Genomic DNA, 25,255 nt, shown 5'->3' with positions numbered 1-25,255 from the left:
GCCATAGCGAAGCGCCGCGGCCCGCAAAACCCCGGCTTTCGCAGGGCCGCTATTCCCTCACCGAAAGGATCTCCTCCATCGGCTTCTTCATGCGCGCGACCGCAGGCGCCGTCGCCCCCTCCGCCGGATGGCCGACGGCGAGGATCATCACCGGCTTTTCCGAGGCGGGGCGGCCGAGCGCGCTGTTGAGGAAGCGCATCGGGTTCGGCGTGTGCGTCAGCATGGCGAGCCCGGCCTTGTGCAAGGCTGCGATCAGGAAGCCGGTCGCGATGCCGACGCTTTCGGGAACGTAATAGTTCTTGTAGCGGGTCCCGTCCGCGAATTCGCCCCAGCGCTGGGCGAAGACCACGATGAGCCAGGGCGCGATTTCGAGATGCGGCTTTTCCGGCCCGGTGCCGAGCGGCTCCAGCGCCTTGATCCATTCGTCCCCGCCGCCGCCGGCGTAGAAGGCGCGCTCCTCCTCCTCCGCCGCCTCGCGGATGGCGCGCTTCGTGGCCGCGTCGCCCACGGCGCAGAAGAACCAGGGCTGGTGATTGGCGCCGGAAGGGGCGGAGCCCGCGGTCATCACCGCCGCCTCGATCGCCGCGCGGGGCACGGGGCGGGGGGAAAAGTCCCGGATCGTCCAGCGGCTTTCCATCTCCGCGCGGAAGGCTTCGGCGGCGGCGACCGTCTCCTCCTCGCTCCGCTCGGGGCGCGGGGGCAGGGGAATCGCCTCGTATTTCAGGTGGTCTTTCGCGAACATCGGGGTCTCACAGGTTCAGGGGCCGCCCCAGACATCCCGGAACCGCTCCCAGATCTTTTCGCCGATCATGCAGTCATAGGCCGGCGCCGCCTGCGTGAACTGCGCGCGGTGGATGAGCGGCGGGCCGGCCAGCTCCTGCACGATCTTCATCCGCACGGCCGCCGGGAATTCCTCCCATGTGCGGACGGGGACGACGAAGGCGCCCGGCCCGCCGATCACGCAGGCCTCGTAATACCTGTCGAGATCGTCGAGATTCCAGCGGAGGCCCAGCCCCTCCTCCGTCATCAGAGGCAGGCCGTTGATGACGAAGCCGGCGGCGATGGCGTCGTCCCGCGCATGGTGCACAGGGCGGCCCTGGTTGTTCGGCCCGTCGCCCGAGACGTCGATCACCTGGCGCCAGCTCTCGAATCCGTTGCCGGCGAAATCCGCCGCCGCATAGTCGAGAACGCCGGAGATCGACGTGCGCCGCATCGCCTCCTCGAAATTCGCGGTGATGGAGGCGGCGACGGCGATGGCGTCCTCCGGGTGCTCGATCATCGTCCAGGGGACGACGACGCGCTGCGAATTCGGCCCCGCCCATTCGACATATGTGAGCGCGATGCGGCCGAGGAAGCCCTTGCCGATGGCGGAGAGCACCTCGTCGGAGACCAGCGCCTCCGCGTATCCGCGCCGCTGGATCTCCAGCTCCCTCGGCGTCATGGAGCGGGAGACGTCGACCGCGAGGAAGAGCTCCACGTCAACCTCGATGTCCTGCGCGGCGGCGGGCGCGGCGAGGAGAAGGAGGGCGGCGAGCGTCATGCGCATGACATGATGATGCGCCAGAGGCGGGAGGCTGTCGAGAAAAAGGCGCGTGAGATGGATCGCCAACGGCCTCGTCAGTTGTCCGTGTCGACCCGCGCCGCTTGGGAGGTGAGCGATCCTCTGACGGCCTCAACGTCGAAACGGACGCAATAGGGCTTCATGATCGCGATGATCTCGTCGGCATGTTTGGCCGGATCAGCACGAAAAAGCCGCCTCGCGGCCAGCTTTGCAGGCCCTTCCGGGTCCAGCAAGCGACCGTCAGACGTCATCGGAGGGCGCTTTCCGCCACCTCTGAGATAGGGCCCGAATACGTCTTCGAGCGTTCGAACCGCCATGATCACCGCAGCCGCTTTTCGACATCGCACACCGACACCATAACACTGTCGCCTTGAAGGTTCACCAATGATCTGGCGACGCAACGGGTTTCGACCGAGAGCGCAGGCCTCAAGACCTCGTGTTCGTAGTCGTCGACGTAGAAGGCGGCGCTTCCCGGCGCCAGTCGATCCCTGACGATCACGCATTCTCCCGAGCCGTGGGCGCGGGCTATCGCGAGCGCAACACCCGGGAACAGGCTCCAGCTGTTGATCGTCGGTTCTTCGAGTATGGACCGCATATCCACCACGACTCCATCCAGCCGGAGACCGCGATAGATGTAGTAGCGTGGCGCGTCCGATGAAGAGGCGACAAGTTTCTCGAGCCGCCGGAGGCGGCTCGACGCTTTCCCACCACTGCGAACAAGCGCGACGTCAGCCGCAAGCCCTTCGTCCTGATAGTCTCGCACAAGCTCGACCAGCGAAGGCGGGAGGCCTCTGGTTTCATAGCTGGAGAAGGGCGACGTGCCGGAGGACTTCTCGTGTAGCCATTGCGCAATGTCCTGGATGGCTTCGAAATGTCCCAAGGAACGCCTCCGGCTCCGAAATCAAGATCGGTCAATCAGAAGCGTTCTTTCACCCGCATTTCGAATGCCCGCAGCTCCCGCAGGTCATGCACCCTTCGACCATGCGCATCCCCCGCGCGCCGCAGGCGGGGCAGGCGGGGCCGGCGGGGCGGTCGCCCACAGCGAGGCGCTGCGCCTCCGGGTCGGCCTTCAGGCCGAGCCCCTCCCCGGCGATGAAGCCGGTCTCCACCAGATGCCGCTCGATCACGCCGCCGATGGCCGCGAGGATGGAGGGGACGTAGCGGCCCTCCATCCAGGCGCCGCCGCGCGGGTCGAACACCGCCTTCAGCTCCTCGACGACGAAGCTCACGTCCCCGCCGCGGCGGAAGACGGCGGAGATCATCCGCGTCAGCGCGACCGTCCAGGCGAAATGCTCCATGTTCTTCGAGTTGATGAAGACCTCGAAGGGCCGCCGCCGCCCGCCGATCACCACGTCGTTGATGGTGATGTAGATGGCGTGCTCGCTTTCCGGCCATTTCAGCTTGTAGGTCGCGCCGTCGAGGCTTTCCGGCCGGTCGAGCGGGCGGGACATGTAGACGACCTCGCCCGTCGCATGCGGGGTCGGCGCCTCGCTCTCCGCCACCGCCTCCACCTTCTCGGCGGCCGGCGCCTCGACGGAGAGGACGGAGCCCGTCACCTCGTTGGGCCGGTAGGTCGTGCAGCCCTTCAGCCCGCTCTCATAGGCGAGGCGATAGACGGCCTGGAAATCCTCGAAGGCGATGTCGGCGGGGCAGTTGATCGTCTTGGAGATCGAGCTTTCGACATAGGGCTGCGCGGCGGCCTGCATCCGCACATGCTCTTCCGGCGTCAGCTCCTGCGCGGTGACGAAGTGATCGGGCAGGGGGGCGGCGCCGTTCTTCTCCCGCCAGAGGCGGACGGCGAAATCCTCCACCAGCTCCTCCCGCCGCCCGCCATCCGGCAGCAGCACCTTGCGGGTGTAGGAAAGGGCGAAGACGGGTTCGATGCCGGAGGAGACGTTGCCGGCGAGGAGGGAGATCGTGCCCGTCGGCGCGATGGAGGTGAGGAGCGCGTTGCGGACGCCATGCGCCGCGATCTCCGCCTTCACGTCCTCGTCGAGGGCGGAGATTGTTTCCGTGGCGAGGTATTTCTCCCGGTCGAAGAGGGGGAAGGGCCCCTTCTCCGCGGCGAGGCGCGCAGATGCGAGGAAGGCCTCGCGCTGGATCGCCTTCATCCAGCGCCCCGTCTCCGCCGCCGCTTCCTCGCTCCCGTAGCGGAGGCCGACCATCGCCAGCGCATCCGCAAGGCCGGTGACGCCGAGGCCGATCCGCCGCTTCGCCCGCGCCTCTTCCTCCTGCTGCGGCAGCGGAAAGCGGGAGACGTCCACCACGTTGTCCATCATCCGCACGGCTGTGGCGACAAGGCGGGCGAGCGCCGCCTCGTCGAGCCGCGCATCGGCCTCGAACGGCGCCTTGACCAGCGCCGCGAGGTTCACCGAGCCGAGGAGGCAGGCGCCGTAGGGCGGCAGCGGCTGCTCCCCGCACGGGTTCGTCGCCGCGATCGTCTCGACATAATTGAGGGGGTTCCGCCGGTTGATCCGGTCGATGAAGATCACGCCGGGCTCGGCCACGTCATAGGTCGCGCGCATGATCCGGTCCCACAAGGCGCGGGCGGGCAGGGTGCGGAAGACGCGGCCGCCGAAGACGAGATCCCAGGGCAGGTCGGCCTTCACCGCGTCCATGAAATCGTCCGTCGCCAGGACGGAGAGGTTGAACATGCGAAGGCGCGCAGGGTCCCGCTTCGCGTCGATGAAGGCCTCGATGTCCGGATGGTCGCAGCGCATCACCGCCATCATCGCGCCGCGGCGGGAGCCGGCGGACATGATGGTGCGGCACATCGCATCCCACACGTCCATGAAGGAGAGGGGGCCGGAGGCGTCCGCCCCCACGCCCTTCACCGGCGCGCCCTTCGGGCGGAGCGTGGAGAAGTCGTAGCCGATGCCGCCGCCCTGCTGCATCGTCAGCGCGGCTTCCTTCAGCGCGTCGAAGATGCCGGCCATCGTGTCCGGCACCTTGCCCATGACGAAGCAGTTGAAGAGCGTCACGTCCCGCGCCGCGCCGGCGCCGGCGACGATCCGGCCGGCGGGGAGGAAGCGGAATCCTTCCAGCGCGGCGCGGAATTCCGGCTCCCATTTCGCCGGCTCCGCCTCCGCCGCGGCGAGGGCGCGGGCGATTCGCGACCATGTGTCCGCCACCGTCTCGTCCACGGGCGTTCCCTCCGGCGTTTTCAGCCGGTATTTCATGTCCCAGATCTGCTCGGCGATGGGGGCGGCGAAGGCTGTCATCCGTGATCTCCCGTCGGGCCGAACATAATAAGAACAGAGAGGCGGTTCGGCAAGCGTGCTCCATCTACAGAAACTTTGCGTCGGCGCCGATGGCCCCGAGGATCTTTTCGCCTGGCAGGAAAGCCGCCCCGACCAGTGGGGCGGCGTCATCCATGTGACCCGCACGCGGCCAAAGCGGGCGGAGGAGATTCTGGCGGGCGGCTCGCTCTACTGGGCGATGAAGGGCGCACTGCTCTGCCGCCAGCGGATCATCGGGCTGGAGCCGGTGACGGGGGCGGACGGGGTCGCGCGCTGCGCAATCGTGCTGGACCGGCGGCTTGTCCGCACCCGCCCTGCGCCGCGCCGCCCCTTTCAGGGCTGGCGCTATCTCGAGGCGGCGGAGGCGCCGGCGGATGCGGGCGCGTTCGATCCCTCCGATTCGCTTCCGGAGGAGATCCGCCGCGCGCTGGCGGAGATCGGGGTTGTCTGACCGTTAACGCTTCCTCACCCTTCCGTACGGGCGGTTTGCTTTTTCGTGACGCGCGTTCAAGATAATGAACGCCACTTCCACGGAGCGGAACATGCTCGACATGGTGACAGCGCAGCTCTCCTCCTGGCCCGTCGCCGTCACCCTCGCGGACCCGGCGGCGGAGGATTGCCCGATCCTATACGCCAACCCGCATTTCGAGGCGCTGACGGGTTACAAGGCGGAGGAGGCGGAGGGGCGGAACTGCCGCTTCCTGCAGGGGGAGGGGACGGACAGGGATGAGGTCGCCCGCCTTTCCGCTTCGCTCGGCGAAGGCAAGCCGGCGGAAGTCTGCCTCCTCAACTACCGGAAGGATGGCTCGCCGTTCCACAATTTCCTGTCGATCACGCCGATCCGCACCGGCCGCGGACGGGTTCTGCTCGTCGGCAGCCAGCAGGAATTCGACCTGCGCGCGGCGGAGGCGGCGCGGTCCGCGGAGCGGCGCATGGCGCTCCTCGCCGGAGCGCGGGAGGGGCTGACGCGGCGAACCGGCGCGGCGGAAATCGGGATCGAGACCTACCGGATGCGCTCCGACGCGGTGCGGATGCTGGTGCAGACCTATGTGCAGCGGGCGCAGCTTGGCGGGCAGGCGCTCTAGCCCAGCTTGAAGCAGACCTCGCCCAATCCTTCGATCCGCATGGTGAACCGCCCCGGATGATCGACCGGGTGGAGCGGCATGTGCGAGCCGCAGAGGAGGACCTCTCCGGCCTTCGGCGTCACGCCGTGGGCGTTGAAGAGGTTGGCCATGAAGGCCACGGCGTCGAGCGGATGCTGCGGGGCGGCGCCCTTCGCGTCGAGGATCACCTCGCCGTCATGCTCCACCACGGTGCGGAGCGCGGCCGGGTCCAGCGCCTCGGGCCGGAGGCCGTTCTCCACGTCATAGCAGAGGCCGGCGTTGAAGATGTTGTTGGCGACGACGGAGGCGGGGTGGGCGGGCGAGCCGTCGCGCCGGTCCAGCAGCTCGAAGGCGACGGTGAAGCGGGCGACGGCCTCCGCCGCGCTTTCCCGCGTCCAGCCCCCCGCTCTCGGCGCGAGGTCGACGGCGAGGATGGCGCAGATTTCGGGCTCCATCATGAAGTTCCGGAAATCGGCCAGCTTCAGGTTCGCGTCGCCGCGGCAGATATCGTCCGCGAAGACATGGCCGACGATGGGGGCCTTCACCCCCATCTTCTCCATCAGCGCGGGGAGGTTCCAGCCGATCTTCCGCCCGCCGATTCCGCCCTTCGCGGCGGCGACGATCGGCGCCATCTCGAACTGCGCGGCGTAGCCGGCTTCGATGGGCGCGCCCTGATCCTCCATCGGGCGGAAGGGCCGCCCCTCGACGAGGTCTTGGGCGACCATCTGCGCGTATGTGGCCATCGGCATTTCCCCCAGGCTCTTTCCTTCGGGCTTGGCTAGCACGAGAGGGCGGAGGGGGGAAGCTATGGGGCGGGGGCCATGCGCCAGAGCGCGCCGGGGCTGTCGTCCGTCGCGAACCAGATCGAACCGTCCGGCGCCTCGCGGACGTCGCGGATGCGGCCGAAGACATCGGCGAAGAGCCGTTCCTCCCCGACGATCTCGTCTCCCTCCCGCTCGAGGCGGGAGAGGAGCTGATCCTTCAGCGCGCCGACGAAGAGATCGCCCTTCCAGCCGGGGAAGAGATCGCCGCGATAGATCGCGAGGCCGGAGGGGGCGATGGACGGGTCCCAGTAGAAGACGGGCTGGGCCATGCCCTCCTTCGCCGTTCCCTCGCCGATCTTGCCGCCGGAATATTGCCGGCCATAGGAGATGACGGGCCAGCCGTGGTTCACCCCCGCCTCGGGCCGGTTGATTTCGTCGCCGCCGCGGGCGCCGTGCTCCACCGTCCAGAGCCTTCCCGCCTCGTCGAGCGCGGCGCCCTGCGGGTTGCGGTGGCCGTATGACCAGATTTCGGGCTGCGCGTCCTCCCGCCCGAGGAAGGGGTTGCCGGGGTATGGGGAGCCGTCCGCCATGATGCGGAGGACGGAGCCGTGATGGGCGGCGAGGTTCTGCGCCTGCTCGTCGTCGCCCCGGTCCCCGAGGGTGACGAAGAGGGAGCCGTCCGGCATCGGCACGATGCGGGAGCCGAAATGGCGGCCGCCGGCGCCGGAGGGCTCCATGCGGAAGATCACGGTCAGATCCTCCAGAAGCGGCTCCGGCCCGCGGACGAGGCGGGCGCGGGCGACCTCGGTGCGGCCGGAAAAGACGCCGTCCGCCCCGGCATAGGAGAGGAAGACCACCCCGCTCTCCGCGAAGTCATGCGCCAGCGCCACGTCCAGCAGCCCGCCCTGCCCGCTGTCCCGCACCTCCGGGGCGCCTTCGAGCGGGGGGGAGAGGCGGCCGTTTTCCCAGAGGCGGAGGGCGCCCGGCTTCTCCGTGATGAGGATCGCCCCGGTCTCCGCGAAATCGGGGAGGAAGGCGAAGCCCCAGGGCTGGTCGAGGCCGGGGACGGCCTCCGTGACCTCCACCGGGCCGGCCGAGGTCTCGAAGGTCTCGGCGGCGGCCGGGAGGGGGAGGAGGGCGGCGAGAAGGATCAGGGCGTGTCTCATGCGCGGGAGATGGGGCCGGAGGAGCGGAGGGGCAAGACGGGGGCGGGGGCGGGGTGTGCGGCGACGGGGAGCATGGGGTTACGTGTTTGTTTTTTAGACGTAATCGAAAAGTGTGTGCGGCGCGCGGGCGCTGCGTGAGGCTCCGCGGCCCGATCTCGACGCGACGACCCGGCCGCGTTGGCGGGAGGGTTGCGCCGGAGCGCGCTCGCCGCCGGGGGTGGCGGTTGGGGAGGTTGGCGGGGGGGGGGGCGGGCCGCGGGCGCTGGCTGGCGGGCGGGGGGGCCGCGAGGGACGGGATGATGGCCTTCGTTCGCGAAGGGGGGCGACGGGGCGGGATGGGGGCGTTGTGCTTTGGGTTTGGGGGAGGTGATGGGCGCAAGGGGGAGGGTGGTGGATGGGCAGGGGCGGTTGGGGTGGGGGGCAGTTCCAAGAGGGCGACGCTGAAACTGATCGGAAAGCGCGCTCTGAAGGTCGAGTGCAACGGTTTAATCTGGGGGCCTGTCTGAAGGACCCGAGCGAAAGATGAGAATGAACCAGAGCGAAAAGATTCTAGTCTATCCGGGGGTCACGTAGTTCCTTGAATGCTTCACTCGATGGCGTCCATTGCATCGGAAGTCTCCAGCGTTGGCCCGATGCAGAAGAAGCAATCCTCGCCTTAATTGCGGGCCACCATCGACATATTAATGCTGCCTGACCCCAACGTTTCAATTCAGGCCAACCGGTAGGCGGCCAAATAGAAATCAGACCAGATTCAGTATACGCACGAAGATTGACTGGTTTTTGTAGGATACGATGATCGCCTGAGATCATCGCGGTCCCGCCTTCGTCCCGAAATTGAAACATCCATGCCGGATCATCAAGGCCAGCCCCGTAGTCTTCCTTGACGGAGCGAATCTCGATTGATGGTTCTCGCTCCAATGAACGGAGCGCATAAACTATGTGCTCAGAGATGTTTTCATCAAATTTTATTTTCACGCTGCTATTCTCTGTTCAAAACCTATTGCCTGCGTAACTGATTCAACATCGGTCCCATGCCAGTCTGCTACGGCTTCTACATTGCCCTCGGCAAGGAAAGCAGCCGCTAGCGTCTCTGTTGGCACATGTCCGTTCTCAACAACAGGACGGCCGAAAGCAAAGCGCGGATCGATAACTACGCGAGGAAATTCACCAAGCGGATGCAGAGTTGCTGCAACATCCTCGATATAAACAACGGTGTCAAAGAGCGATGGCTCAACTACCGATGGGAACGCAAGCTCATCTGTCATAATGTCCAGTAGTCGACGCTCGCCGTCATCTGCAGCAAACTCCATCATTACATTTTTTCCGTCCGTCCTGAATCGGCCCTTAGCGAAAGGATGATCGAAGTGGTAATCGGCACGAAGTTTGCCCGCGACCTTTCGAATGGTTTGCAGCGAGAGGCCATGCATACGGAAATGAGCCACGAAACGTGCTTCTACGAGCCCCAGAAAGGGCACAAGTAGTGGGCCGTCCATTTCGTCGAACGGCGTCAAAATCGCCGGAGGCAGACGGCCACCGCCTGTCTTTCGGAACCATGAAGTAACCGTCGATGCAGGCAGCCCTGCCATTTTCGCGGTAAATGCAACAGGGTATACACCTGCTCTTATCGCAGAACGCCAGTCGATCGACCGCTCATTGCCCATGACCAGACCCTTCAGCCCTTTTCCGGAGGCCATAAACAGAACAAAAGGGAGAAATCCCCGACGCAGGTGCAGTGTGCTATCATTTTGTGCTGTCAGCCGCCATAGGGCGAATTCATCCACCCCTCACCGCCATCCCTCCGCGCAACACGTCGGCACCCCGTCGCGACTCGCCCGCCAGACCGCAGTCAGGCTTGCCGCCGCCTCGCGCCCTCCTTCCCATCCAAACGCTCCCGCGGGACCTGGCCCAAGGCAGTTCCCGCCCAACATCCGGAGCCGGAAGCCCCACTGTTCCCCCCCCGCTTGACGGATTCAACCGATCAGGACCACACTTCGCGCCGGGCGGCCCTTCGCCTTTCGTCCGGGCGAACGCCCTTCCGGGAACTCGCGGCCAGGCTGGGCCGAGGAGGAGCGCGTCATGTCCCATGTCTTTCCGCGACACACGAAATCGGCCCCGCCCGTCGCCGTGGGCGGGGAGGGGTGCTGGCTGGTCGATGCGGCGGGCAGGCGTTATCTCGACGGGTCGGGGGGGGCCGCCGTCTCCTGCCTCGGGCACGGGGACCGGGAGGTGATCGCGGCGGTGAAGGACCAGCTGGACCGGCTGGCCTTCGCGCATACAGGCTTCTTCACCTCGGAGCCGGCGGAGGCGCTGGCGGACCTTCTGATCGCGGAGGCGCCGGCGGGGCTCGACCGGGTCTATTTCGTCTCCGGCGGGTCGGAGGCGACGGAGGCGGCGATCAAGCTCGCGCGGCAATATTTCGTCGAGACCGGCCAGCCGCAGCGCGGGCGGCTCATCGCCCGGAAGCAGAGCTATCACGGCAACACGATCGGCGCGCTTTCCGCCGGGGGGAACGAATGGCGGCGGGCGCAGTTCGGGCCGCTCCTCCTCGACGTCTCCCATATCGAGCCCTGCTATGAATATCGCCTGCGGCGGGACGACGAGAGCGCGGAGGAGTATGGCCGCCGCGCCGCCGACGCGCTGGAGGCGGAGATCCTCCGGCTCGGGCCGGAGAGCGTGATGGCCTTCATGGCGGAGCCCGTGGTGGGCGCGACGGCGGGGGCCGTGCCCGCCGTTCCCGGCTATTTCCGCCGCATCCGGGAGATTTGCGACCGCTATGGCGTGCTCCTCATCCTCGACGAGGTGATGTGCGGGATGGGGCGCACCGGCTCGCTCTTCGCCTGCGAGCAGGACGGCGTGGCGCCCGACATCCTCTGCATCGCGAAGGGGCTCGGGGCGGGGTATCAGCCGATCGGCGCCATGCTCTGCTCGGGCGCGATCTATGAGGCCATCGAGGGCGGCTCCGGCTTCTTCCAGCACGGGCATACCTATATCGGCCATCCGGCGGCGACGGCGGCGGGGCTCGCGGTCCTGAAGGCGCTGAAGGCGCGCGGGCTTGTCGCCCGCTCCGCCGCGATGGGGGAGGCGCTGGCGGCGCGGCTGGAGGCGCGGCTCGGCCAGCATCCGCATGTCGGCGATCTCCGCGGGCGCGGCCTCTTCCGCGGGGTCGAGCTGGTGGCGGACCGGGAGACGAAGGCGCCCTTCGACCCTTCGCGCAAGGTCGCCGCGAAGGTGAAGGCCGCGGCCTTCGAGGCGGGGCTGATCTGCTATCCGATGGCCGGGACCATCGACGGGCGGACGGGCGACCATGTCCTTCTGGCGCCGCCATTCATCATCTCCGAGGACGAGCTGGACATGCTCGTCGACCGCCTCGCCGGGGCGATCGACGCCGCGATCTGAGCCGGATTCGCGCGGCGGTTGCGTCTTTCTGCACATCGGCCTAGGCTTTTGTTAAGAATTCGCGTCACGCCCCGGCTCGCGGGGCGGGCGGTATCCCAAGAAACCGATAACGGGAGAAGCCTATGAAGCTCATGAATCTCACCGCAGCCGCAGCGACGGCGCTGACCTTCGCCACGGGCGGCGCGATTGCGCAGGAGCGGTTCATCACCATCGGGACGGGCGGGCAGACTGGCGTCTACTACGTCGTCGGGCAGTCGATCTGCCGGCTCGTGAACCGCGGCACGGCGGATCACAACCTGAAGTGCACCGCCCCCTCCACCGGCGGCTCCATCGCCAACATCAACGCGATCAAGGCCGGGGACATGGACATGGGCGTCGCCCAGTCCGACTGGCAGTTCCACGCCTATAACGGCTCCAAGGATTTCTCGGGCGACAACAAGTTCGACAATCTCCGCGCCGTCTTCTCCGTCCATCCGGAGCCGTTCACCGTGGTGGCGCGGGCGGACAGCGGGGTTTCGTCCTTCGACGACCTGAAGGGCAAGCGCGTCAATGTCGGCAACCCGGGCTCCGGCCAGCGGGCGACGATGGAGGTGGTGCTGGAGGCGCTCGGCTGGTCAATGGACGATTTCGCCCTCGCCTCCGAGCTGAAGCCGGCGGAACAGTCCGCCGCGCTCGGCGACAACAAGGTGGATGCGATCATCTACACGGTCGGCCACCCGAACGGCTCGATCCAGGAGGCGACCTCCACCGTCGAGGCGAAGCTCATCCCCGTGACCGGCGCGGGCGTCGACAAGCTCGTCGCGGACAACTCCTTCTACGCCAAGGCGACGATCCCCGGCGGGATGTATGCGGGAACGGATGCGGACGTGGAGACCTTCGGCGTGAAGGCGACCTTCGTCACCTCCGCGGATGTGGCGGACGACGTGGTCTATACGGTCGTGAAGGCCGTCTTCGAAAACTTCGAGCGGTTCAAGGGCCTGCACCCGGCCTTCGCGAACCTGACCGAGGCCGAGATGATCTCCGGCGGCCTCTCCGCCCCGCTCCATCCGGGCGCGGAGAAGTACTACAAGGAGCGCGGCTGGATGTGAGCCGCGCCTGACGACGCGCCGGGCCTTGCGGGGCCCGGCCAAGAAATGACCCGCCGCACCAGGCACGGGCGCGCATCCGACAGGAGCATCCCATGAACGAGAAGAGCGCGGGCCAGGGCCTAAGCCAGGCGGAGCTCGACGAACTCGTCGCGTCCTCCGACACGGGCGGGCGCAATCCGACAGGGCCCGCGGGCTGGCTGATCCTCGCCGTCGCGCTCGCCTGGTCGCTCTTCCAGCTCTGGATCGCCTCGCCCATCCCCTTCATGGTCGGGTTCGGCGTCTTCAACGACACCGACGCCCGCGCCTTCCACCTCGCCTTCGCGCTCTTCCTCGCCTTCGCCGCCTATCCGGCGGCGCGGACGCCGGCGCAGCTCGTGCTGGGGCTCGGCGTTCCGGCGCTGCTCGCCTTCCTCTTCATGTTCGGCGCGAAGGAGGGGACGGAGACCTGGTGGATTCCGGTCGTCGCCGGGCTCCTGATCGTGATGATCCTGCTCGGCTCCCCGCGGGACCGGATTCCCCCCTGGGAATGGGCGCTCGCGCTGATCGGCGCGGCGGCCTCGCTCTACATCTTTGTCTATTACAACGAGATCGCGAAGCGCGTCGGCGCGCCGATCCAGCAGGACTTCATCGTCGCGGTGATCGGCCTGTTCGTTCTTCTCGAAGCCACGCGCCGCGCGCTCGGCCCGGCGCTGATGATCGTCGCCTCCGTCTTCCTCGCCTATACGTTCCTCGGGCCGCTGATGCCGGGGATCATCGCGCACAAGGGCAACTCGCTTTCCGAGGTCGTGAACCACCAGTGGATCACGACGGAGGGCGTTTTCGGCATCGCGCTCGGCGTCTCCACCTCCTTCGTCTTCCTCTTCGTGCTTTTTGGCTCGCTCCTGGACAAGGCGGGGGCCGGCAACTACTTCATCCAGGTGGCGTTTTCGCTGATGGGGCACATGCGCGGCGGGCCCGCGAAGGCCGCCGTCGTTTCCTCCGCAATGACGGGCCTGATCTCCGGCTCCTCCATCGCGAACGTCGTGACGACCGGGACCTTCACCATCCCGCTGATGAAGAAGGTCGGGTTCTCCTCGGAGAAGGCCGGGGCTGTCGAGGTCGCGTCCTCCGTCAACGGGCAGATCATGCCGCCGGTCATGGGGGCCGCGGCGTTCCTCATGGTCGAATATGTCGGCATCCCGTATTTCGACGTGGTGAAGCACGCCTTCCTGCCGGCGACGATCTCCTACATCGCGCTCGTCTACATCGTGCATCTCGAAGCCATGAAGGCGGGGATGCAGGGGCTGCCGCGGGCCTATGAGCCCAAGCCCATCGTGCAGCGGCTGATCGGGATCGCCTTCACGGTCGCGCTCATCTGCGCGCTCTCCTTCGGGGTCTATTACGGCATGGGATGGATGCGGCCCGCCTTCGGGGCCGCCGCCGGATATGTCGTCTTCGCGCTGCTGACGGCGGCCTATGCCGGGCTGCTCTGGGTCGCCTCGCGGGAGGCGCCGCTGAAGCTCGACGATCCGAACGCGCCGGTGCAGACGCTGCCGCTGCCGGGGCCGACGATCCGCTCGGGCCTCCATTTCCTCCTGCCCGTCATCGTCCTCGTCTGGGCGCTGATGGTGGACCGGCTCTCGCCGGGGCTCTCCGCCTTCTGGGCGGCTTCCTACATGATCTTCATCCTCGTCACGCAGCGCCCGCTCATGGCGATCTTCCGCGGGGAGAGCGATTTCGCGAAGGACGTGGCGCAGGGCGTCCGCGACCTGATCGAGGGATTGATCGCCGGGGCGCGGAACATGATCGGCATCGGCATCGCCACGGCGACGGCCGGGATCATCGTCGGCGCGGTGAGCCAGACGGGCGTCGGCTCCTCCCTCGCCGACGTGGTGGAGGTTCTCTCCGGCGGGAACATCATGGCGATCCTGCTGCTGACCGCCGTACTCTCCCTCATCCTCGGCATGGGGCTGCCGACGACGGCGAACTACATCGTCGTCTCGGCCCTGCTCGCGCCGGTGATCGTGACGCTCGGGCAGCAGAACGGGCTGATCGTGCCGCTGATCGCGGTTCATCTCTTCGTCTTCTATTTCGGGATCATGGCGGATGTGACGCCGCCCGTCGGCCTCGCCAGCTTCGCGGCGGCGGCGGTTTCGGGCGGGGACCCGATCCGCACCGGCGTCGTCGCCTTCTTCTATTCGCTGAGGACGGCGGCGCTGCCGTTCCTCTTCGTCTTCAACACGGAGCTCCTGCTGATCGACGTGACATGGGCGCAGGGGATATTCGTCTTCCTTGTCGCGACGACGGCGATGCTGCTCTTCGCGGCGGCGACGCAGGGCTGGTTCCTTGCGCGGAACCGGATTCACGAGACGGTCGCCCTCCTCCTCATCGCCTTCACGCTGTTCCGGCCGGGATACTGGATGGACATGGTCGCCCCGCCCTTCACGGAGAGCGCGCCGGCCGAGATCGAGGCGGCGGCGGGGAATGCGCCGCCCGGCGCGGAGCTTCGGCTGGAGGTGAACGGGCTGAACGCCGTCGGCGACCCGGTGACCTTCACCGCGCTCCTGCCGCTCGGCGAGGGCGCGACGGGGGCGGACCGGCTCACCGCCGCCGGGCTCGAATACATCATCGACGGCGAGACGACGACGATCGACAATGTCGCCTTCGGCTCGAAGGCGCAGGAGGCGGGGCTCGACTGGGACCAGCAGATCACCCGCGTCCTCGCCCCGGCGCCGCAGCCTTCGAAATATTTCATGTTCATCCCGGCGCTGGCGCTGCTCGCGCTGGTCGTCCTCATGCAGCGTCGGCGCGCCGGAGCCGCGCCCGCGCCCGCCACGGCCTGAGAGGAGGCGAAGATGTTCTCCACGATCCTTTTGCCGGTGGACCTCGGCCATGACGCCTCCTGGGAGAAGGCGCTGCCGGCGGCGCTCGGCTTCGGCGGCGCGCTGCATCTTCTGAGCGTCGCGCCGGATTTCGGCGAATCCGCCGTCTCTTCCTACTTTCCGCCGGATTTCGAGGCGAAGGCGCGGGCCGGGCTGAAGGCGCGGCTCGACGCCTTCGGGGCGGAGCGCGCGCCGGGGGCGGCCGCGCATGTCGCCTTCGGGGATATCGACCGCGCGATCCTCGACGCCGCGAGCCGCATCGGGGCCGACCTGATCGTCATGGCGTCGCACAAGCCGAGCGAGCTCCGCTCCTTCTTCATCGGCAGCCACGCGGAACGGGTGGTGCGGCACTCCCCGATCCCCGTTCTCGTGATCCGCTGAAGCCGGGCTGGCGCCGCATCTGCGAATGGTCATAATCGACGAACCGAGACCGAGACAGGAGCCGGACCGAGAATGACCCCTTTCGCCATCGCCGGCGTGCAGATGCACGTTGCGGCCCTCCATTCCAACGTGGAGGCGATGCGCCACCGCATCGACGTGCTGATGGCCCGCTTTCCCTGGGTGCAGATGGCGCTCTTTTCCGAGCTTGCGCCCTATGGCCCGCTGGACCGCTTCGCCCAGCCTTTCCCGAACGACGTGATCGACCAGTTCCAGCATGACGCGCGGCGGCACGGGATCTGGCTCATCCCCGGCTCGATGTTCGAGAAGCTGGAGGACGGACGCATCCGCAACACCTCCGTCGTCATCAACCCCGAGGGCGAGATCGTCGCGAAATATGCGAAGATGTTTCCGTTCCGGCCCTATGAGGCGAATGTGGACGCCGGGACCGAGTTCTGCGTCTTCGACGTGCCGGGCGCGGGGCGGTTCGGGCTCTCGATCTGCTATGACATCTGGTTCCCGGAGACGACGCGCCACCTGACGGCGCAGGGCGTCGAGGTGCTGCTGCATCCGGTGCTGACCGGGACGACGGACCGGGACGCGGAGATCGCCATCGCGCGCGCCACGGCGGCGCAGTTCCAGTGCTATGTCTTCGACGTGAACGGGCTGGCCGCCGGCGGCGTCGGGCGCTCGCTCGTCGTCGATCCGGCGGCGACGGTCCTGCATCAATCCGCGGGGCAGGAGGACATGTTCCCCATCGAGGTCGATTTCGACCTCGTGCGCCGCCAGCGCGAGACCGGGCTCAAGGGGCTCGGGCAGGTGCTGAAGAGCTGGCGGGACCGCTCCGCCGATTTCCCGATCTATGACCGGGCCTCCGGCGCCGACGCCTGGCTCCACACGCTCGGGCCGCTCGAACTCCCGCAGAAGGGTTCGCGCGCCGGCATGGCGCCGCCCGACCCGCGCGCGCCGCTCAACGCCTACGAGGCGCCGGTCGCGCCGCTGACCCCGCTCGCCCTCCTGAAGGGCGGCCAGGGATAGACTGCAGCCCGGAGGTCCGGGCGAGGAGAATGACATGAACATCGCCGCGCCCGAGCCGAAGCTGCCCTCCATCGGGGACTATTTCAGCGCCACGCAGCTCCGCGCAGACCGGTGGAGCGCCCTGCGGGAAACGGCAGAGGCGCTCACGCGCCACGGGCCGCAGGGCCGGAAGGGGGCGAAGCTGGTGGCGGAGGCGGAGACGCTGCTCGCCGCTCTCGGCCCGATCGAGCGCTACTGGGCCTTTCCCGGCCACGCCGCCTTCGCCCATCTGAAGCGGATGCTGGACGGGCGGCAGATCCCCGAATTCGCCTTCGCCGCCCGCCGCGTCGCCCGCGCGCTCGCCACCGGCGCCTATCGCCGCCGGCACGTTCCGCTCATGACGGCGGAGAACGAGGCGGAGGATATCGAGGACGACACGCTCTCCCCCGGCGCGCGGGCGCTTGGCCGGCCCTATTTCGAGGTGCTGATCGTCGACAACGTGACGGATGCGCAGGAACGCTGGCTCCGCGCCTCCCTCCTCGCCATGCGCCGGCCGGAGGACGCCTTCGTCTACGAGCCGGTGATCCTGCCGAGCCTCGAGGATGCGCTGATCGGCATTCTCTTCAATCACAACGTTCAGGCCGTCGTCGTCCGCCCCGGGCTGAAGCTGAAATCCGCAAACAAGCTGCCGATCCTCAACGCCTATCTCAACCGGCTGGGCGAGGAGGAGGATGTGGACGCGCTGGAGCCCTCGCATTACGGGCCGGAATGCTGCCGGCTGATCGCCAAGGTCCGCCCCGAACTCGACGCATACCTCATCACGGACCGTTCGGCGGAGGACATCGCCGGGCTCGACCTCGGGGGGTGCCGCCGCGTCTTCTACAATCAGGAAGACTTTCTGGAGCTGCACCTCAACATCCTCCGCGGCGTCGCGAAGCGCCACAAGACGCCGTTCTTCACGGCGCTGAAGGAGTATTCGAAGCAGCCGACCGGCGTCTTCCACGCCATGCCGATCAGCCGCGGCAAGTCGATCACCCGCTCGCACTGGATCCAGGACATGGGGGAGTTCTATGGCCCCAACATCTTCCTCGCGGAGACCTCGGCGACTTCGGGCGGGCTCGACAGCCTGCTGGAGCCGCGCGGGCCGATCAAGGAGGCGCAGGAATACGCCGCACGGGCCTTCGGGGCGAAGCAGACCTTCTTCGCGACCAACGGCACCTCGACCTGCAACAAGATCGTGGTGCAGGCGCTGATCCGCCCCGGCGACATCGTGCTGGTGGACCGGGACTGCCACAAATCCCACCATTACGGGATGGTGCTGGCGGGGGCCAATGTCGTCTACACCGAGTCCTATCCCCTGCACGAGTATTCGATGTACGGCGCCGTGCCGATCCGCGAGATCAAGGAGAAGCTGCTTGACCTGAAGGCGGCGGGCAAGCTCCACAAGGTGCGGATGATCCTCCTCACCAACTGCACGTTCGACGGGCTCGTCTACAATGTCGAACGGGTGATGGAGGAATGCCTCGCGATCAAGAAGGACCTCGTCTTCCTCTGGGACGAGGCGTGGTTCGCCTTCGCCCGCTTCAGCCCGACCTACCGGCAGCGGACGGCGATGCATGTCGCCGGCGCGCTGCGGGAGAAGCTGCGCTCGGCGGCCCATGCGAAGGCCTTCGCGGAACAGCAGAAGGCGCTGGAGGGCGCGGACCGCGAGACATTGCTCAAGACGCGGCTCATCCCGCCGCCGGACGCGCGGGTGCGCGCCTACGCCACCCAGTCCACGCACAAGACGCTGACCTCGCTGCGGCAGGGCTCGATGATCCATGTCAACGATCAGGACTTCAAGGGAGAGGTCGAGCAGGCGTTCCACGAAGCCTACATGACCCATACCTCCACCTCCCCGAACTACCAGATCATCGCCTCGCTCGATGTCGGGCGCCGGCAGGTGGAGCTCGAAGGCTTCGAGTTCGTGCAGCACCAGGTCGAGGCGGCGATGGGCATCCGCCGCGCGGTGGCCACGCATCCGCTGCTGAAGAAGTATTTCCGCATCCTCACCGCGGGCGAGATGATCCCGGAGGAGTATCGGGAAAGCGGCGTGACGAGCTATTACGACCCCGAACAGGGCTGGTCCGACAAGTGGGACATCTGGAGCCGGGACGAGTTCGTGCTGGACCCGACCCGCGTGACCCTCGCCGTCGGCGGCACGGGATGGGACGGGGACACGTTCAAGACCCGCATCCTGATGGACAAGTACGGGATCCAGATCAACAAGACCTCCCGCAACACCGTCCTCTTCATGACGAATATCGGGACCACGCGCTCCTCCGTCGCCTATCTGATCGAGGTGCTGGTGGAGATCGCGAAGGAGCTGGACGAGCGGCTGGACGACGCCTCGAAGATGGAACGGCTCGGCTTCGAGCGCCGGGTGCGGAGCCTTGTGGAGCTGGTGCCGCCTCTGCCGGATTTCAGCCGCTTCCACGAGGCCTTCCGGGAGGGCGAGACGCCCGAGGGCGACATCAGGAGCGCCTTCTTCCTCGCCTATGACGAGGAGAATTGCGACTATCTCGCGCTCGACGGCTCGGTGATGGCGGCGCTGGACGAGGGGCGGATGCTCGTCTCGGCCAGCTTCATCATCCCCTATCCGCCCGGCTTCCCCATCCTCGTGCCGGGGCAGGTGATCAGCCGGGAGATCGTGGCCTTCATGAAGGCGCTGGATGTGAGCGAAATCCACGGCTACCGCCCCGACCTCGGGCTGCGCGTCTTCACCGACGCGGCGCTGGCGGCGGCTTCAGGCGAAACGGCGAAAAAGACAGGGAGACACAAAAATGCCGAAGAAAAAGCTGAATAACATCTCGGAGATCCGGAGGTTCTTTCACACCAACAGCGACCCGGTCTATTTCGTCTCGGCGACCAACTTCAACCTGCTCGGGCTGGACGAATGGGTGAAGAACTTCAAATACATCTGCTATATGGATTGCTTCGACGGGCGGCACCCGAATGTCTTTGTGCCGTCGGAAGCGCCGCATGACGAGTTCCAGTCGATCGAGGACATCAACAACTACCTGCTCCAGCACAAGGAGGTGGTGGACCTCATCAAGCGCCGCGGCGGAAAGCCGAAATTCGTCTTCCTCATGTTCGACGAGAAGACGGAGGAATTGGTGAAGGAGCTTGGCGGGGAGCTCTGGTTCCCCAAGGCGAAGCTCCGCACGAAGATGGACAACAAGATCGAGACGGTGCGCGTGGGCGACAAGGCGGGCGTGCCTTCCGTGCCGAACGTGCTCGCCGAAGTGCCGAGCTACGAGGCGCTGCGGGAGATCACGGAAAAGGCCGGGATCGGGCATGACCTCGTGCTGCAATCCGCCTTCGGCGACAGCGGGCACACGACCTTCTTCATCAAGTCCGAGGCGGATTTCCGCCGGCACGAGCATGAGATCGTCGGCGAGGGCGAGATCAAGATCATGAAGCGGATCGACTGCCGCGGCTCGGCCATCGAGGCCTGCGCCACGGCGGAGGGCACCATCGTCGGCCCGCTGATGACGGAGCTTGTCGGCTTTTCCGACCTCACGCCCTATCGCGGCGGCTGGTGCGGCAATGAAATCTTCTCCACCGCCTTCCCACCGAAGACGCGCAAGATGGCGCGGGACCTCACCTTCAAGTTCGGGGAGCAGCTGCGGAAGGAGGGCTATCGCGGCTATTTCGAGCTGGACTTCCTGATCGAGAAGAAGAGCGGCGACATCTGGCTCGGGGAGCTCAACCCGCGGATCACCGGCGCCTCCTCCATGACGAACCACGCCGCCTTCGCCCATGCGGACGCGCCGCTCTTCCTCTTCCACCTGCTCGAATTCAGCAGCAAGCCCTTCAGCCTCGACGTGGAGGAGCTGAACGCCCGCTGGGCCGACCCGGACATGATCGATTCATGGTCCCAGATGGTCATCAAGCACACGGATGACAGTGTGGACGTCATCACCCAGGCGCCGCAATCCGGCATCTACCGGATGATGCCGAACGGGCGCGTCGTCTTCGACCGGTTCGATTATCACCGGCGGGCGGTGGAGAGCGAGGACGAGGCCTTCTTCCTCCGCATCCTCCGGCCGGGCGATTTCCGCTATGAGGGCGCGGACCTCGGCATTCTCGTGACCCGCGGGCGGTCGATGACCAAGAATTTCGAACTGACGGACCGTTCGAAGAAGTGGATTCACGGGATCAAGACGGCCTTCTCCGCCCGCCCGCTGCCCTCGGCGGCGGCGCTGGAGGATCACGCCTTCAAGATCATGTGAGATGCGGCTCCTCTTCCGCGCGGTGGAGGAGGCGGAGCCCGGCCCGAAATGGGCCGGGCTCTTCGCGGAATACTGGCCGGCCTACCGGCGCTGGTGGGGGCGCGAAGGGGTCGCGGCGCGGCCGACATGGCGCGAGGGGCGGAACGCGATCCGCCGGCACATGCCGGAAATCCTCGACCTGCATGAAGAGCTTTCGGAGCTGGCGGGCGGCGGGGACGCGGCGGCGCGGTTCCTCTCCTTCTTACGCCCGCCCGCCTATCTCGCCGGGTGCAGCCAGGCGGTATGGCCCGGTGAGACGCCGCTGCTCGTCCGGAATTACGACTACAACCCGCACGCCTTCGACGCGGTGCTGCTGAAGACGCGGTGGCGGCGCGGCGTGATCGCGATGACGGACGGGCTCTTCGGCGTCATCGACGGGATGAACGATGCGGGCCTCGCCGTCTCGCTCACCTTCGGCGGGCGGCGGGAGATCGGGGAGGGGTTCGGCGTTCCGCTCATCCTCCGCTATGTGCTGGAGACCTGCGAGAATGCGGCGGAGGCGGCCGCGGCGCTGAAGCGCATCCCCTGCCACATGAGCTACAACGTCACCGCGCTGGACGCCGCGCGGCGCTTCGTGACCGTCTGGCTCGCGCCGGATCGGGAGGCGCTGGTGACCCATGCCCCGGTCGCCACCAATCATCAGGAGCGGGTGGAATGGGCGCATCACGCCCGCTTCACGGCGACGGTGGAGCGGGAGCGGTTCCTCCTGCAGCGGCTGACGCTTCACCCCGAGACGGAGGAGCGGTTCATCGGCGCGTTCCTCCGCCCGCCGCTCTATTCGACCGCCTTCGCCGCGGGCTTCGGCACGCTCTACACGGCGGCCTGGCGCCCCGCGGAGGGGGCGATGGCGCTCTGCTGGCCGGGGGCGGACTGGCCCCAGAGCTTCGCCGCCTTCGAGGAGGGCGCGCGGCAGATCCTGACGCCGGAGGCGATCCCGGCGCCGTTATGACGGGGCGGGGGGGCGCGCCCGCCGGCCGCATCGCCTGCGCCCTCTCCACAGTGACGCGCCGCTCCCCTATGCTCGGCTAAAGCCACGGAGACCGCGCCATGACCCTCGCCCCCCGCCACGAAACCCTGACGCGCCTTGTGGACGTGGCGGCGGGGCGCGCGCCCGCCGATCTCGTCATCCGCGGGGGGCGGTGGGTGAACGTCCATTCGGGCGAGGTCATCCCGGATACGGATGTCGCCATTGTCGCCGGACGGTTCGCCTATTGCGGGCCGGACGCTTCGCATTGCGTCGGGCCGGAGACGGAGGTTGTGGAGGCGGAGGGGCGGTTCCTCGTTCCGGGCCTGATCGACGCGCATATGCATGTCGAGAGCGGGATGGTGACGGTGACGGAGTTCGTCCGCGCCGTGCTCCCGCATGGCGCGACGACGCTCTTCATCGACCCGCACGAGATCGCGAACGTTCTCGGCCTCGCGGGCGTGCGGCTGATGCATGACGAGGCGATGGCGGCGCCCGCCAATGTCTTCGTGCAGGCGCCCTCCTGCGTCCCCTCCGCGCCGGGGCTGGAGACGGCGGGGGCGGAGTTCGGGCCGGAGGAGATCGCGGAGATGGTCCGCTGGCCGAACATCGTCGGCCTCGGGGAGGTGATGAACTTCCCCGGCCTCGCCGCGAACGACCCGCGGATGGCCGGGGAGGTCCGCGCCGCGATGGCGGCGGGGAAGGTGATCGGCGGGCATTACGCCGCGCCCGATCTCGGCCGCGCCTTCCACGCCTATGTCGCGGGCGGAGCCGAGGACGACCATGAGGGCACGCGGGCGGAGGACGCGGCGGCGCGCGTCCGGCAGGGGATGCGCGCCATGCTCCGCCTCGGCTCCGCCTGGCATGACGTGGCGCAGCAGGTGCGCGCGGTCACCGAGATGGGGCTCGACAGCCGGCATTTCGTGCTCTGCACCGATGACAGCCATTCCGGCACGCTCGTCCGCGAGGGGCATATGGACCGGGTGGTGCGCCACGCGATCGAGCAGGGCGTCCGCCCCGTCACGGCGATCCAGATGGCCACGATCAACGCCGCCTGGCATTTCGGCATGGAGCGGGAGATCGGCTCGATCACGCCGGGAAGGCGGGCGGATTTCCTGATCGTCTCCGACCTCGCGGCGCTGGCCATCGACCGCGTCTATGCGCGCGGGCGGCTGATGGCGGAGGCGGGGCGGCTCGTCGCCGACATTCCGCCCTATGAATACCCCGAGAGCGCGAAGGGGACGGTCCGCCTCGCGCGGCCGCTCGGCGCGGCGGATTTCGCGGTGAGGGCGCCCGCGGGGGCCAATTCAGTCCGCGCCCGCGTCATCGGCGTGGTGGAGAACCAGGCGCCGACGAAGGCGCTGGAGGCCGACTTGCCGGTGCGGGACGGGCTTGTAGAGCCGGAGGGCGGCGTCGCCCGCATCGCGCTCGTGGAGCGGCACCGGGCGACGGGGGAGGTGGTGAACGCCTTCGTCTCCGGCTTCGGCTATGACGTTCCCTGCGCGCTCGCCTCCACCGTGGCGCATGACAGCCACCAGATGATCGTCGTCGGCACCTCTTCGGCGGACATGGCGGCGGCGGCGAACCGGCTTGCCGAGGTCGGCGGCGGGATCGCCTTCTTCCGCGAGGGGGAGGAGAAGGCGCTGATCGAGATGCCGGTCGCCGGGCTCATGTCCGTCGAGCGGGCGGAGATCGTCGCGGCGAAGGCGGACCGGCTTCTGGAGGAGATGGCGGCGGCGGGGTGCCGGATGAACAACGCCGTCATGCAGCATTCGCTGCTCGGTCTCGTCGTGATCCCCGAGCTGCGCATCAGCGACAAAGGCCTCGTGGACGTGCGCACCTTCGAGACAGTGGACTTGTTCGTCTGACTGCGCATATCTTCTGCGCATGACCGATGGAGACGCAAGATGCTCGACCGCCCGCAGCGCAAGCGCGCCGTGAACCTCTCGCTCGACGCTGCGCTCGTCGAGGAGGCGAAGGCGCTCGGCGTCAATCTCAGCGCCGCTGCGGAGGCGGGGCTCCGCGAAGCGGCGCGGGAGGCGTGGCGGCGGGAGAATGCGGAGGCCATCGCGCGCGCGAACGAGTGGGTCGAGAAGAACGGATTGCCGCTCGCCCGGTTTCGCCAGTTCTGATGGCGAAATACGATGTGCACGTCTTTGGCGAAGGCTTTCTGCTCGACGTGCAGGACGATTATCTGAGCGCCCTGAACACGCGGATCGTGGTCCCGCTGCTACCGAAGGCCGACGCGGCGTTCGTCTCCGAGAAGCTGAACCCGGTCTTTCTTGTCAACGGCGAGGAAATGGTCATGGAAACCCATCTCCTCGCCGCTGTTCCTGCTTCATCGCTCGGGCGGCCCGTCGGCTCGCTCGTCGAGCGGTTCGACGAGATCACCCGCGCGCTAGACTTCGCCTTTCACGGCTTCTGAGCCGCTTCAGGCCCGGATGAAGGTTCCGTTCCGAAGCTCCTTCACCGCCTGCATGATTTCCTCCCGCGTGTTCATCACGATCGGGCCGTGCCAGGCGACGGGCTCCTTCAACGGCGCGCCGGAGACGAGGAGGAAGCGCACGCCTTCCGGCCCGGCCTTCACGGAGACCTCGTCGCCCCGGTCGAAGACGACGAGCGTGCGGTCGCCGCTCATGTCCCGCACATGCACCTCCTCTCCGTTCACCTCCTTCTCGACGAGGACGCCGAAGGGCTTCGAGGCGTAGGCGAAATCGGCGCGGCCGGCGAAGACATAGGCGAAGGCGTGGCGGTCCACCTCCACCTTGAAGCGCTTCGAGAGGCCCGGCGGCATCGAGATGTCGAGGAAGCGCGGGTCCGCCGCGATCCCGTCCACCGGGCCCGACTTGCCCCAGAAATCGCCGCAGACGACGCGGACGGCGGTGCCGTCATCGTCCGTCACGGTCGGGATCTCGCCGGACTTCACGTCCTGATAGCGCGGCGCGGTCATCTTCTGCGCGGCGGGGAGGTTGGCCCAGAGCTGGAAGCCGTGCATCCGGCCGAGCGCGTCGCCGCGCGGCATCTCCTGATGCATGATCCCGCGCCCCGCGGTCATCCACTGCACGTCGCCGCCGCCGAGCACGCCGCGGTTGCCGAGACTGTCCCCGTGCTCGACCTCGCCGGCGAGGACATAGGTGATCGTCTCGATCCCGCGATGGGGGTGCCAGGGGAAGCCCTTCTCGTAGTGCCGCGGGTCGTCGTTCCGGAAATCGTCCAGCATCAGGAACGGGTCGAGCTCCGAAGGGTCGCCGAAGCCGAAGGCGCGGGAGAGGTGCACGCCGGCGCCTTCCAGCGTGCGCTGGCCGGCGGCGGTGCGGGCGACGGGGCGGATGGACATGATGCGTCTCCTTGTTCTTCGCTCCGGGATATAGACCCAAGGCGCCCGCCCGTCAGGCGCCGGACGGG

At 67.6% G+C, this 25,255-nt stretch carries 23 protein-coding genes; 13 read left to right on the top strand and 10 right to left on the bottom strand.

Annotated features, from left to right (window positions below):
• Positions 1-49 precede the first annotated feature (49 nt).
• From ACE37J_RS15745 to ACE37J_RS15725, 5 genes are all read right to left on the bottom strand, one after another.
• A complete protein-coding gene (locus ACE37J_RS15745) occupies positions 50-742 on the bottom strand; it encodes a nitroreductase family protein (RefSeq protein WP_409712614.1) in 693 nt (230 codons plus the stop codon).
• 15 nt (positions 743-757) lie between these two features.
• The gene (locus tag ACE37J_RS15740) at positions 758-1,546 is read right to left on the bottom strand and encodes a DUF1194 domain-containing protein (RefSeq protein WP_409712612.1); all 789 of its coding nucleotides are present in this window, start codon (positions 1,544-1,546) and stop codon (positions 758-760) included.
• A gap of 71 nt (positions 1,547-1,617) precedes the next feature.
• A complete protein-coding gene (locus tag ACE37J_RS15735; protein WP_409712610.1) occupies positions 1,618-1,812 on the bottom strand; it encodes a hypothetical protein in 195 nt (64 codons plus the stop codon).
• Between the two features lie 68 nt (positions 1,813-1,880).
• On the bottom strand, positions 1,881-2,441 hold the full coding sequence (locus tag ACE37J_RS15730; RefSeq protein WP_409712608.1) for a hypothetical protein: 561 nt from the start codon (positions 2,439-2,441) through the stop codon (positions 1,881-1,883).
• 49 nt (positions 2,442-2,490) lie between these two features.
• On the bottom strand, positions 2,491-4,782 hold the full coding sequence (locus ACE37J_RS15725) for an adenosylcobalamin-dependent ribonucleoside-diphosphate reductase (RefSeq protein ID WP_409712606.1): 2,292 nt from the start codon (positions 4,780-4,782) through the stop codon (positions 2,491-2,493).
• A 55-nt stretch (positions 4,783-4,837) separates the two neighbouring features.
• Between ACE37J_RS15725 and ACE37J_RS15720 the strand changes: the two genes are divergently transcribed.
• Both ACE37J_RS15720 and ACE37J_RS15715 read left to right on the top strand, forming a co-directional pair.
• The gene (locus tag ACE37J_RS15720; protein WP_409712604.1) at positions 4,838-5,251 is read left to right on the top strand and encodes a DUF1489 family protein; all 414 of its coding nucleotides are present in this window, start codon (positions 4,838-4,840) and stop codon (positions 5,249-5,251) included.
• Positions 5,252-5,315: 64 nt separating this feature from the next.
• Positions 5,316-5,885, top strand: coding sequence for a PAS domain-containing protein (locus ACE37J_RS15715; RefSeq protein ID WP_409712602.1), 570 nt, complete (start codon positions 5,316-5,318; stop codon positions 5,883-5,885).
• Here the strand turns inward: ACE37J_RS15715 and ACE37J_RS15710 are convergent.
• The 4 genes from ACE37J_RS15710 to ACE37J_RS15695 form a co-directional block, all read right to left on the bottom strand.
• Positions 5,882-6,646, bottom strand: a complete 765-nt coding sequence (locus ACE37J_RS15710; protein ID WP_409712601.1) for a hypothetical protein — start codon at positions 6,644-6,646, stop codon at positions 5,882-5,884. The two genes, ACE37J_RS15715 and ACE37J_RS15710, sit on opposite strands and share 4 nt — an antisense overlap.
• Positions 6,647-6,708: 62 nt before the next feature.
• The gene (locus ACE37J_RS15705; protein WP_409712599.1) at positions 6,709-7,833 is read right to left on the bottom strand and encodes a PQQ-dependent sugar dehydrogenase; all 1,125 of its coding nucleotides are present in this window, start codon (positions 7,831-7,833) and stop codon (positions 6,709-6,711) included.
• 549 nt (positions 7,834-8,382) lie between these two features.
• Positions 8,383-8,808, bottom strand: coding sequence for a hypothetical protein (locus ACE37J_RS15700; protein WP_409712598.1), 426 nt, complete (start codon positions 8,806-8,808; stop codon positions 8,383-8,385).
• A complete protein-coding gene (locus ACE37J_RS15695) occupies positions 8,805-9,614 on the bottom strand; it encodes a DUF433 domain-containing protein (RefSeq protein ID WP_409712597.1) in 810 nt (269 codons plus the stop codon). Before ACE37J_RS15695 ends, ACE37J_RS15700 begins: the two co-directional genes overlap by 4 nt.
• 295 nt (positions 9,615-9,909) lie before the next feature.
• Here ACE37J_RS15695 and ACE37J_RS15690 point away from each other — a divergent pair, with 295 nt between their 5' ends.
• From ACE37J_RS15690 to ACE37J_RS15640, 11 genes are all read left to right on the top strand, one after another.
• Complete coding sequence (locus ACE37J_RS15690) at positions 9,910-11,229, top strand: aspartate aminotransferase family protein (protein ID WP_409712596.1); 1,320 nt, start codon at positions 9,910-9,912, stop codon at positions 11,227-11,229.
• A 122-nt stretch (positions 11,230-11,351) separates the two neighbouring features.
• Complete coding sequence (locus ACE37J_RS15685) at positions 11,352-12,317, top strand: TAXI family TRAP transporter solute-binding subunit (RefSeq protein WP_409712595.1); 966 nt, start codon at positions 11,352-11,354, stop codon at positions 12,315-12,317.
• Between the two features lie 92 nt (positions 12,318-12,409).
• The gene (locus ACE37J_RS15680; protein WP_409712594.1) at positions 12,410-15,139 is read left to right on the top strand and encodes a TRAP transporter permease; all 2,730 of its coding nucleotides are present in this window, start codon (positions 12,410-12,412) and stop codon (positions 15,137-15,139) included.
• Positions 15,140-15,151: 12 nt separating this feature from the next.
• The gene (locus tag ACE37J_RS15675; protein WP_409712592.1) at positions 15,152-15,559 is read left to right on the top strand and encodes a universal stress protein; all 408 of its coding nucleotides are present in this window, start codon (positions 15,152-15,154) and stop codon (positions 15,557-15,559) included.
• Positions 15,560-15,631: 72 nt separating this feature from the next.
• A complete protein-coding gene (locus ACE37J_RS15670; RefSeq protein WP_409712590.1) occupies positions 15,632-16,594 on the top strand; it encodes a carbon-nitrogen hydrolase family protein in 963 nt (320 codons plus the stop codon).
• Positions 16,595-16,628: 34 nt separating this feature from the next.
• A complete protein-coding gene (locus tag ACE37J_RS15665) occupies positions 16,629-19,418 on the top strand; it encodes an aminotransferase class I/II-fold pyridoxal phosphate-dependent enzyme (protein ID WP_409712588.1) in 2,790 nt (929 codons plus the stop codon).
• Positions 19,396-20,847 carry a biotin carboxylase gene (locus ACE37J_RS15660; RefSeq protein WP_409712586.1) on the top strand — a complete coding sequence of 484 codons (1,452 nt, stop codon included), beginning with the start codon at positions 19,396-19,398 and terminating at the stop codon, positions 20,845-20,847. The genes ACE37J_RS15665 and ACE37J_RS15660 overlap by 23 nt, the downstream gene beginning before the upstream one ends.
• 1 nt (position 20,848) lies before the next feature.
• Positions 20,849-21,835, top strand: coding sequence for a C45 family autoproteolytic acyltransferase/hydolase (locus ACE37J_RS15655; RefSeq protein ID WP_409712584.1), 987 nt, complete (start codon positions 20,849-20,851; stop codon positions 21,833-21,835).
• Positions 21,836-21,933: 98 nt separating this feature from the next.
• Positions 21,934-23,718, top strand: a complete 1,785-nt coding sequence (gene ade, locus ACE37J_RS15650) for an adenine deaminase (protein WP_409712583.1) — start codon at positions 21,934-21,936, stop codon at positions 23,716-23,718.
• Between the two features lie 39 nt (positions 23,719-23,757).
• Positions 23,758-23,982 carry a type II toxin-antitoxin system CcdA family antitoxin gene (locus ACE37J_RS15645; RefSeq protein ID WP_409712581.1) on the top strand — a complete coding sequence of 75 codons (225 nt, stop codon included), beginning with the start codon at positions 23,758-23,760 and terminating at the stop codon, positions 23,980-23,982.
• Positions 23,982-24,275 (top strand): CcdB family protein, encoded by a 294-nt coding sequence (locus tag ACE37J_RS15640; protein ID WP_409712579.1) that lies wholly within the window; start codon positions 23,982-23,984, stop codon positions 24,273-24,275. Before ACE37J_RS15645 ends, ACE37J_RS15640 begins: the two co-directional genes overlap by 1 nt.
• A gap of 6 nt (positions 24,276-24,281) precedes the next feature.
• On the opposite strand, the gene ACE37J_RS15635 is transcribed toward ACE37J_RS15640, so the two are convergent.
• Positions 24,282-25,187, bottom strand: coding sequence for a pirin family protein (locus ACE37J_RS15635; protein WP_409712577.1), 906 nt, complete (start codon positions 25,185-25,187; stop codon positions 24,282-24,284).
• Positions 25,188-25,255: the final 68 nt, after the last annotated feature.

The organism is Pikeienuella sp. (assembly GCF_046290545.1).
In the GTDB taxonomy this organism is placed as follows: Bacteria; Pseudomonadota; Alphaproteobacteria; order Rhodobacterales; family Rhodobacteraceae; genus Pikeienuella.
Note: the sequence above shows the minus strand (reverse complement) of the source record. Positions and strands in the feature narration are given on the sequence as shown.

Bases quoted from the DNA above. Each gene is read 5' to 3' on its own strand.
- ACE37J_RS15745 (WP_409712614.1), bottom strand. From the start codon at position 742: ATGTTCGCGAAAGACCACCTGAAATACGAGGCGATTCCCCTGCCCCCG.
- ACE37J_RS15740 (WP_409712612.1), bottom strand. From the start codon at position 1,546: ATGCGCATGACGCTCGCCGCCCTCCTTCTCCTCGCCGCGCCCGCCGCC.
- ACE37J_RS15735 (WP_409712610.1), bottom strand. From the start codon at position 1,812: ATGACGTCTGACGGTCGCTTGCTGGACCCGGAAGGGCCTGCAAAGCTG.
- ACE37J_RS15725 (WP_409712606.1), bottom strand. From the start codon at position 4,782: ATGACAGCCTTCGCCGCCCCCATCGCCGAGCAGATCTGGGACATGAAA.
- ACE37J_RS15715 (WP_409712602.1), top strand. From the start codon at position 5,316: ATGAACGCCACTTCCACGGAGCGGAACATGCTCGACATGGTGACAGCG.
- ACE37J_RS15710 (WP_409712601.1), bottom strand. From the start codon at position 6,646: ATGGCCACATACGCGCAGATGGTCGCCCAAGACCTCGTCGAGGGGCGG.
- ACE37J_RS15705 (WP_409712599.1), bottom strand. From the start codon at position 7,833: ATGAGACACGCCCTGATCCTTCTCGCCGCCCTCCTCCCCCTCCCGGCC.
- ACE37J_RS15690 (WP_409712596.1), top strand. From the start codon at position 9,910: ATGTCCCATGTCTTTCCGCGACACACGAAATCGGCCCCGCCCGTCGCC.
- ACE37J_RS15685 (WP_409712595.1), top strand. From the start codon at position 11,352: ATGAAGCTCATGAATCTCACCGCAGCCGCAGCGACGGCGCTGACCTTC.
- ACE37J_RS15680 (WP_409712594.1), top strand. From the start codon at position 12,410: ATGAACGAGAAGAGCGCGGGCCAGGGCCTAAGCCAGGCGGAGCTCGAC.
- ACE37J_RS15675 (WP_409712592.1), top strand. From the start codon at position 15,152: ATGTTCTCCACGATCCTTTTGCCGGTGGACCTCGGCCATGACGCCTCC.
- ACE37J_RS15670 (WP_409712590.1), top strand. From the start codon at position 15,632: ATGACCCCTTTCGCCATCGCCGGCGTGCAGATGCACGTTGCGGCCCTC.
- ACE37J_RS15665 (WP_409712588.1), top strand. From the start codon at position 16,629: ATGAACATCGCCGCGCCCGAGCCGAAGCTGCCCTCCATCGGGGACTAT.
- ACE37J_RS15660 (WP_409712586.1), top strand. From the start codon at position 19,396: ATGCCGAAGAAAAAGCTGAATAACATCTCGGAGATCCGGAGGTTCTTT.
- ACE37J_RS15655 (WP_409712584.1), top strand. From the start codon at position 20,849: ATGCGGCTCCTCTTCCGCGCGGTGGAGGAGGCGGAGCCCGGCCCGAAA.
- ade (WP_409712583.1), top strand. From the start codon at position 21,934: ATGACCCTCGCCCCCCGCCACGAAACCCTGACGCGCCTTGTGGACGTG.
- ACE37J_RS15645 (WP_409712581.1), top strand. From the start codon at position 23,758: ATGCTCGACCGCCCGCAGCGCAAGCGCGCCGTGAACCTCTCGCTCGAC.
- ACE37J_RS15640 (WP_409712579.1), top strand. From the start codon at position 23,982: ATGGCGAAATACGATGTGCACGTCTTTGGCGAAGGCTTTCTGCTCGAC.
- ACE37J_RS15635 (WP_409712577.1), bottom strand. From the start codon at position 25,187: ATGTCCATCCGCCCCGTCGCCCGCACCGCCGCCGGCCAGCGCACGCTG.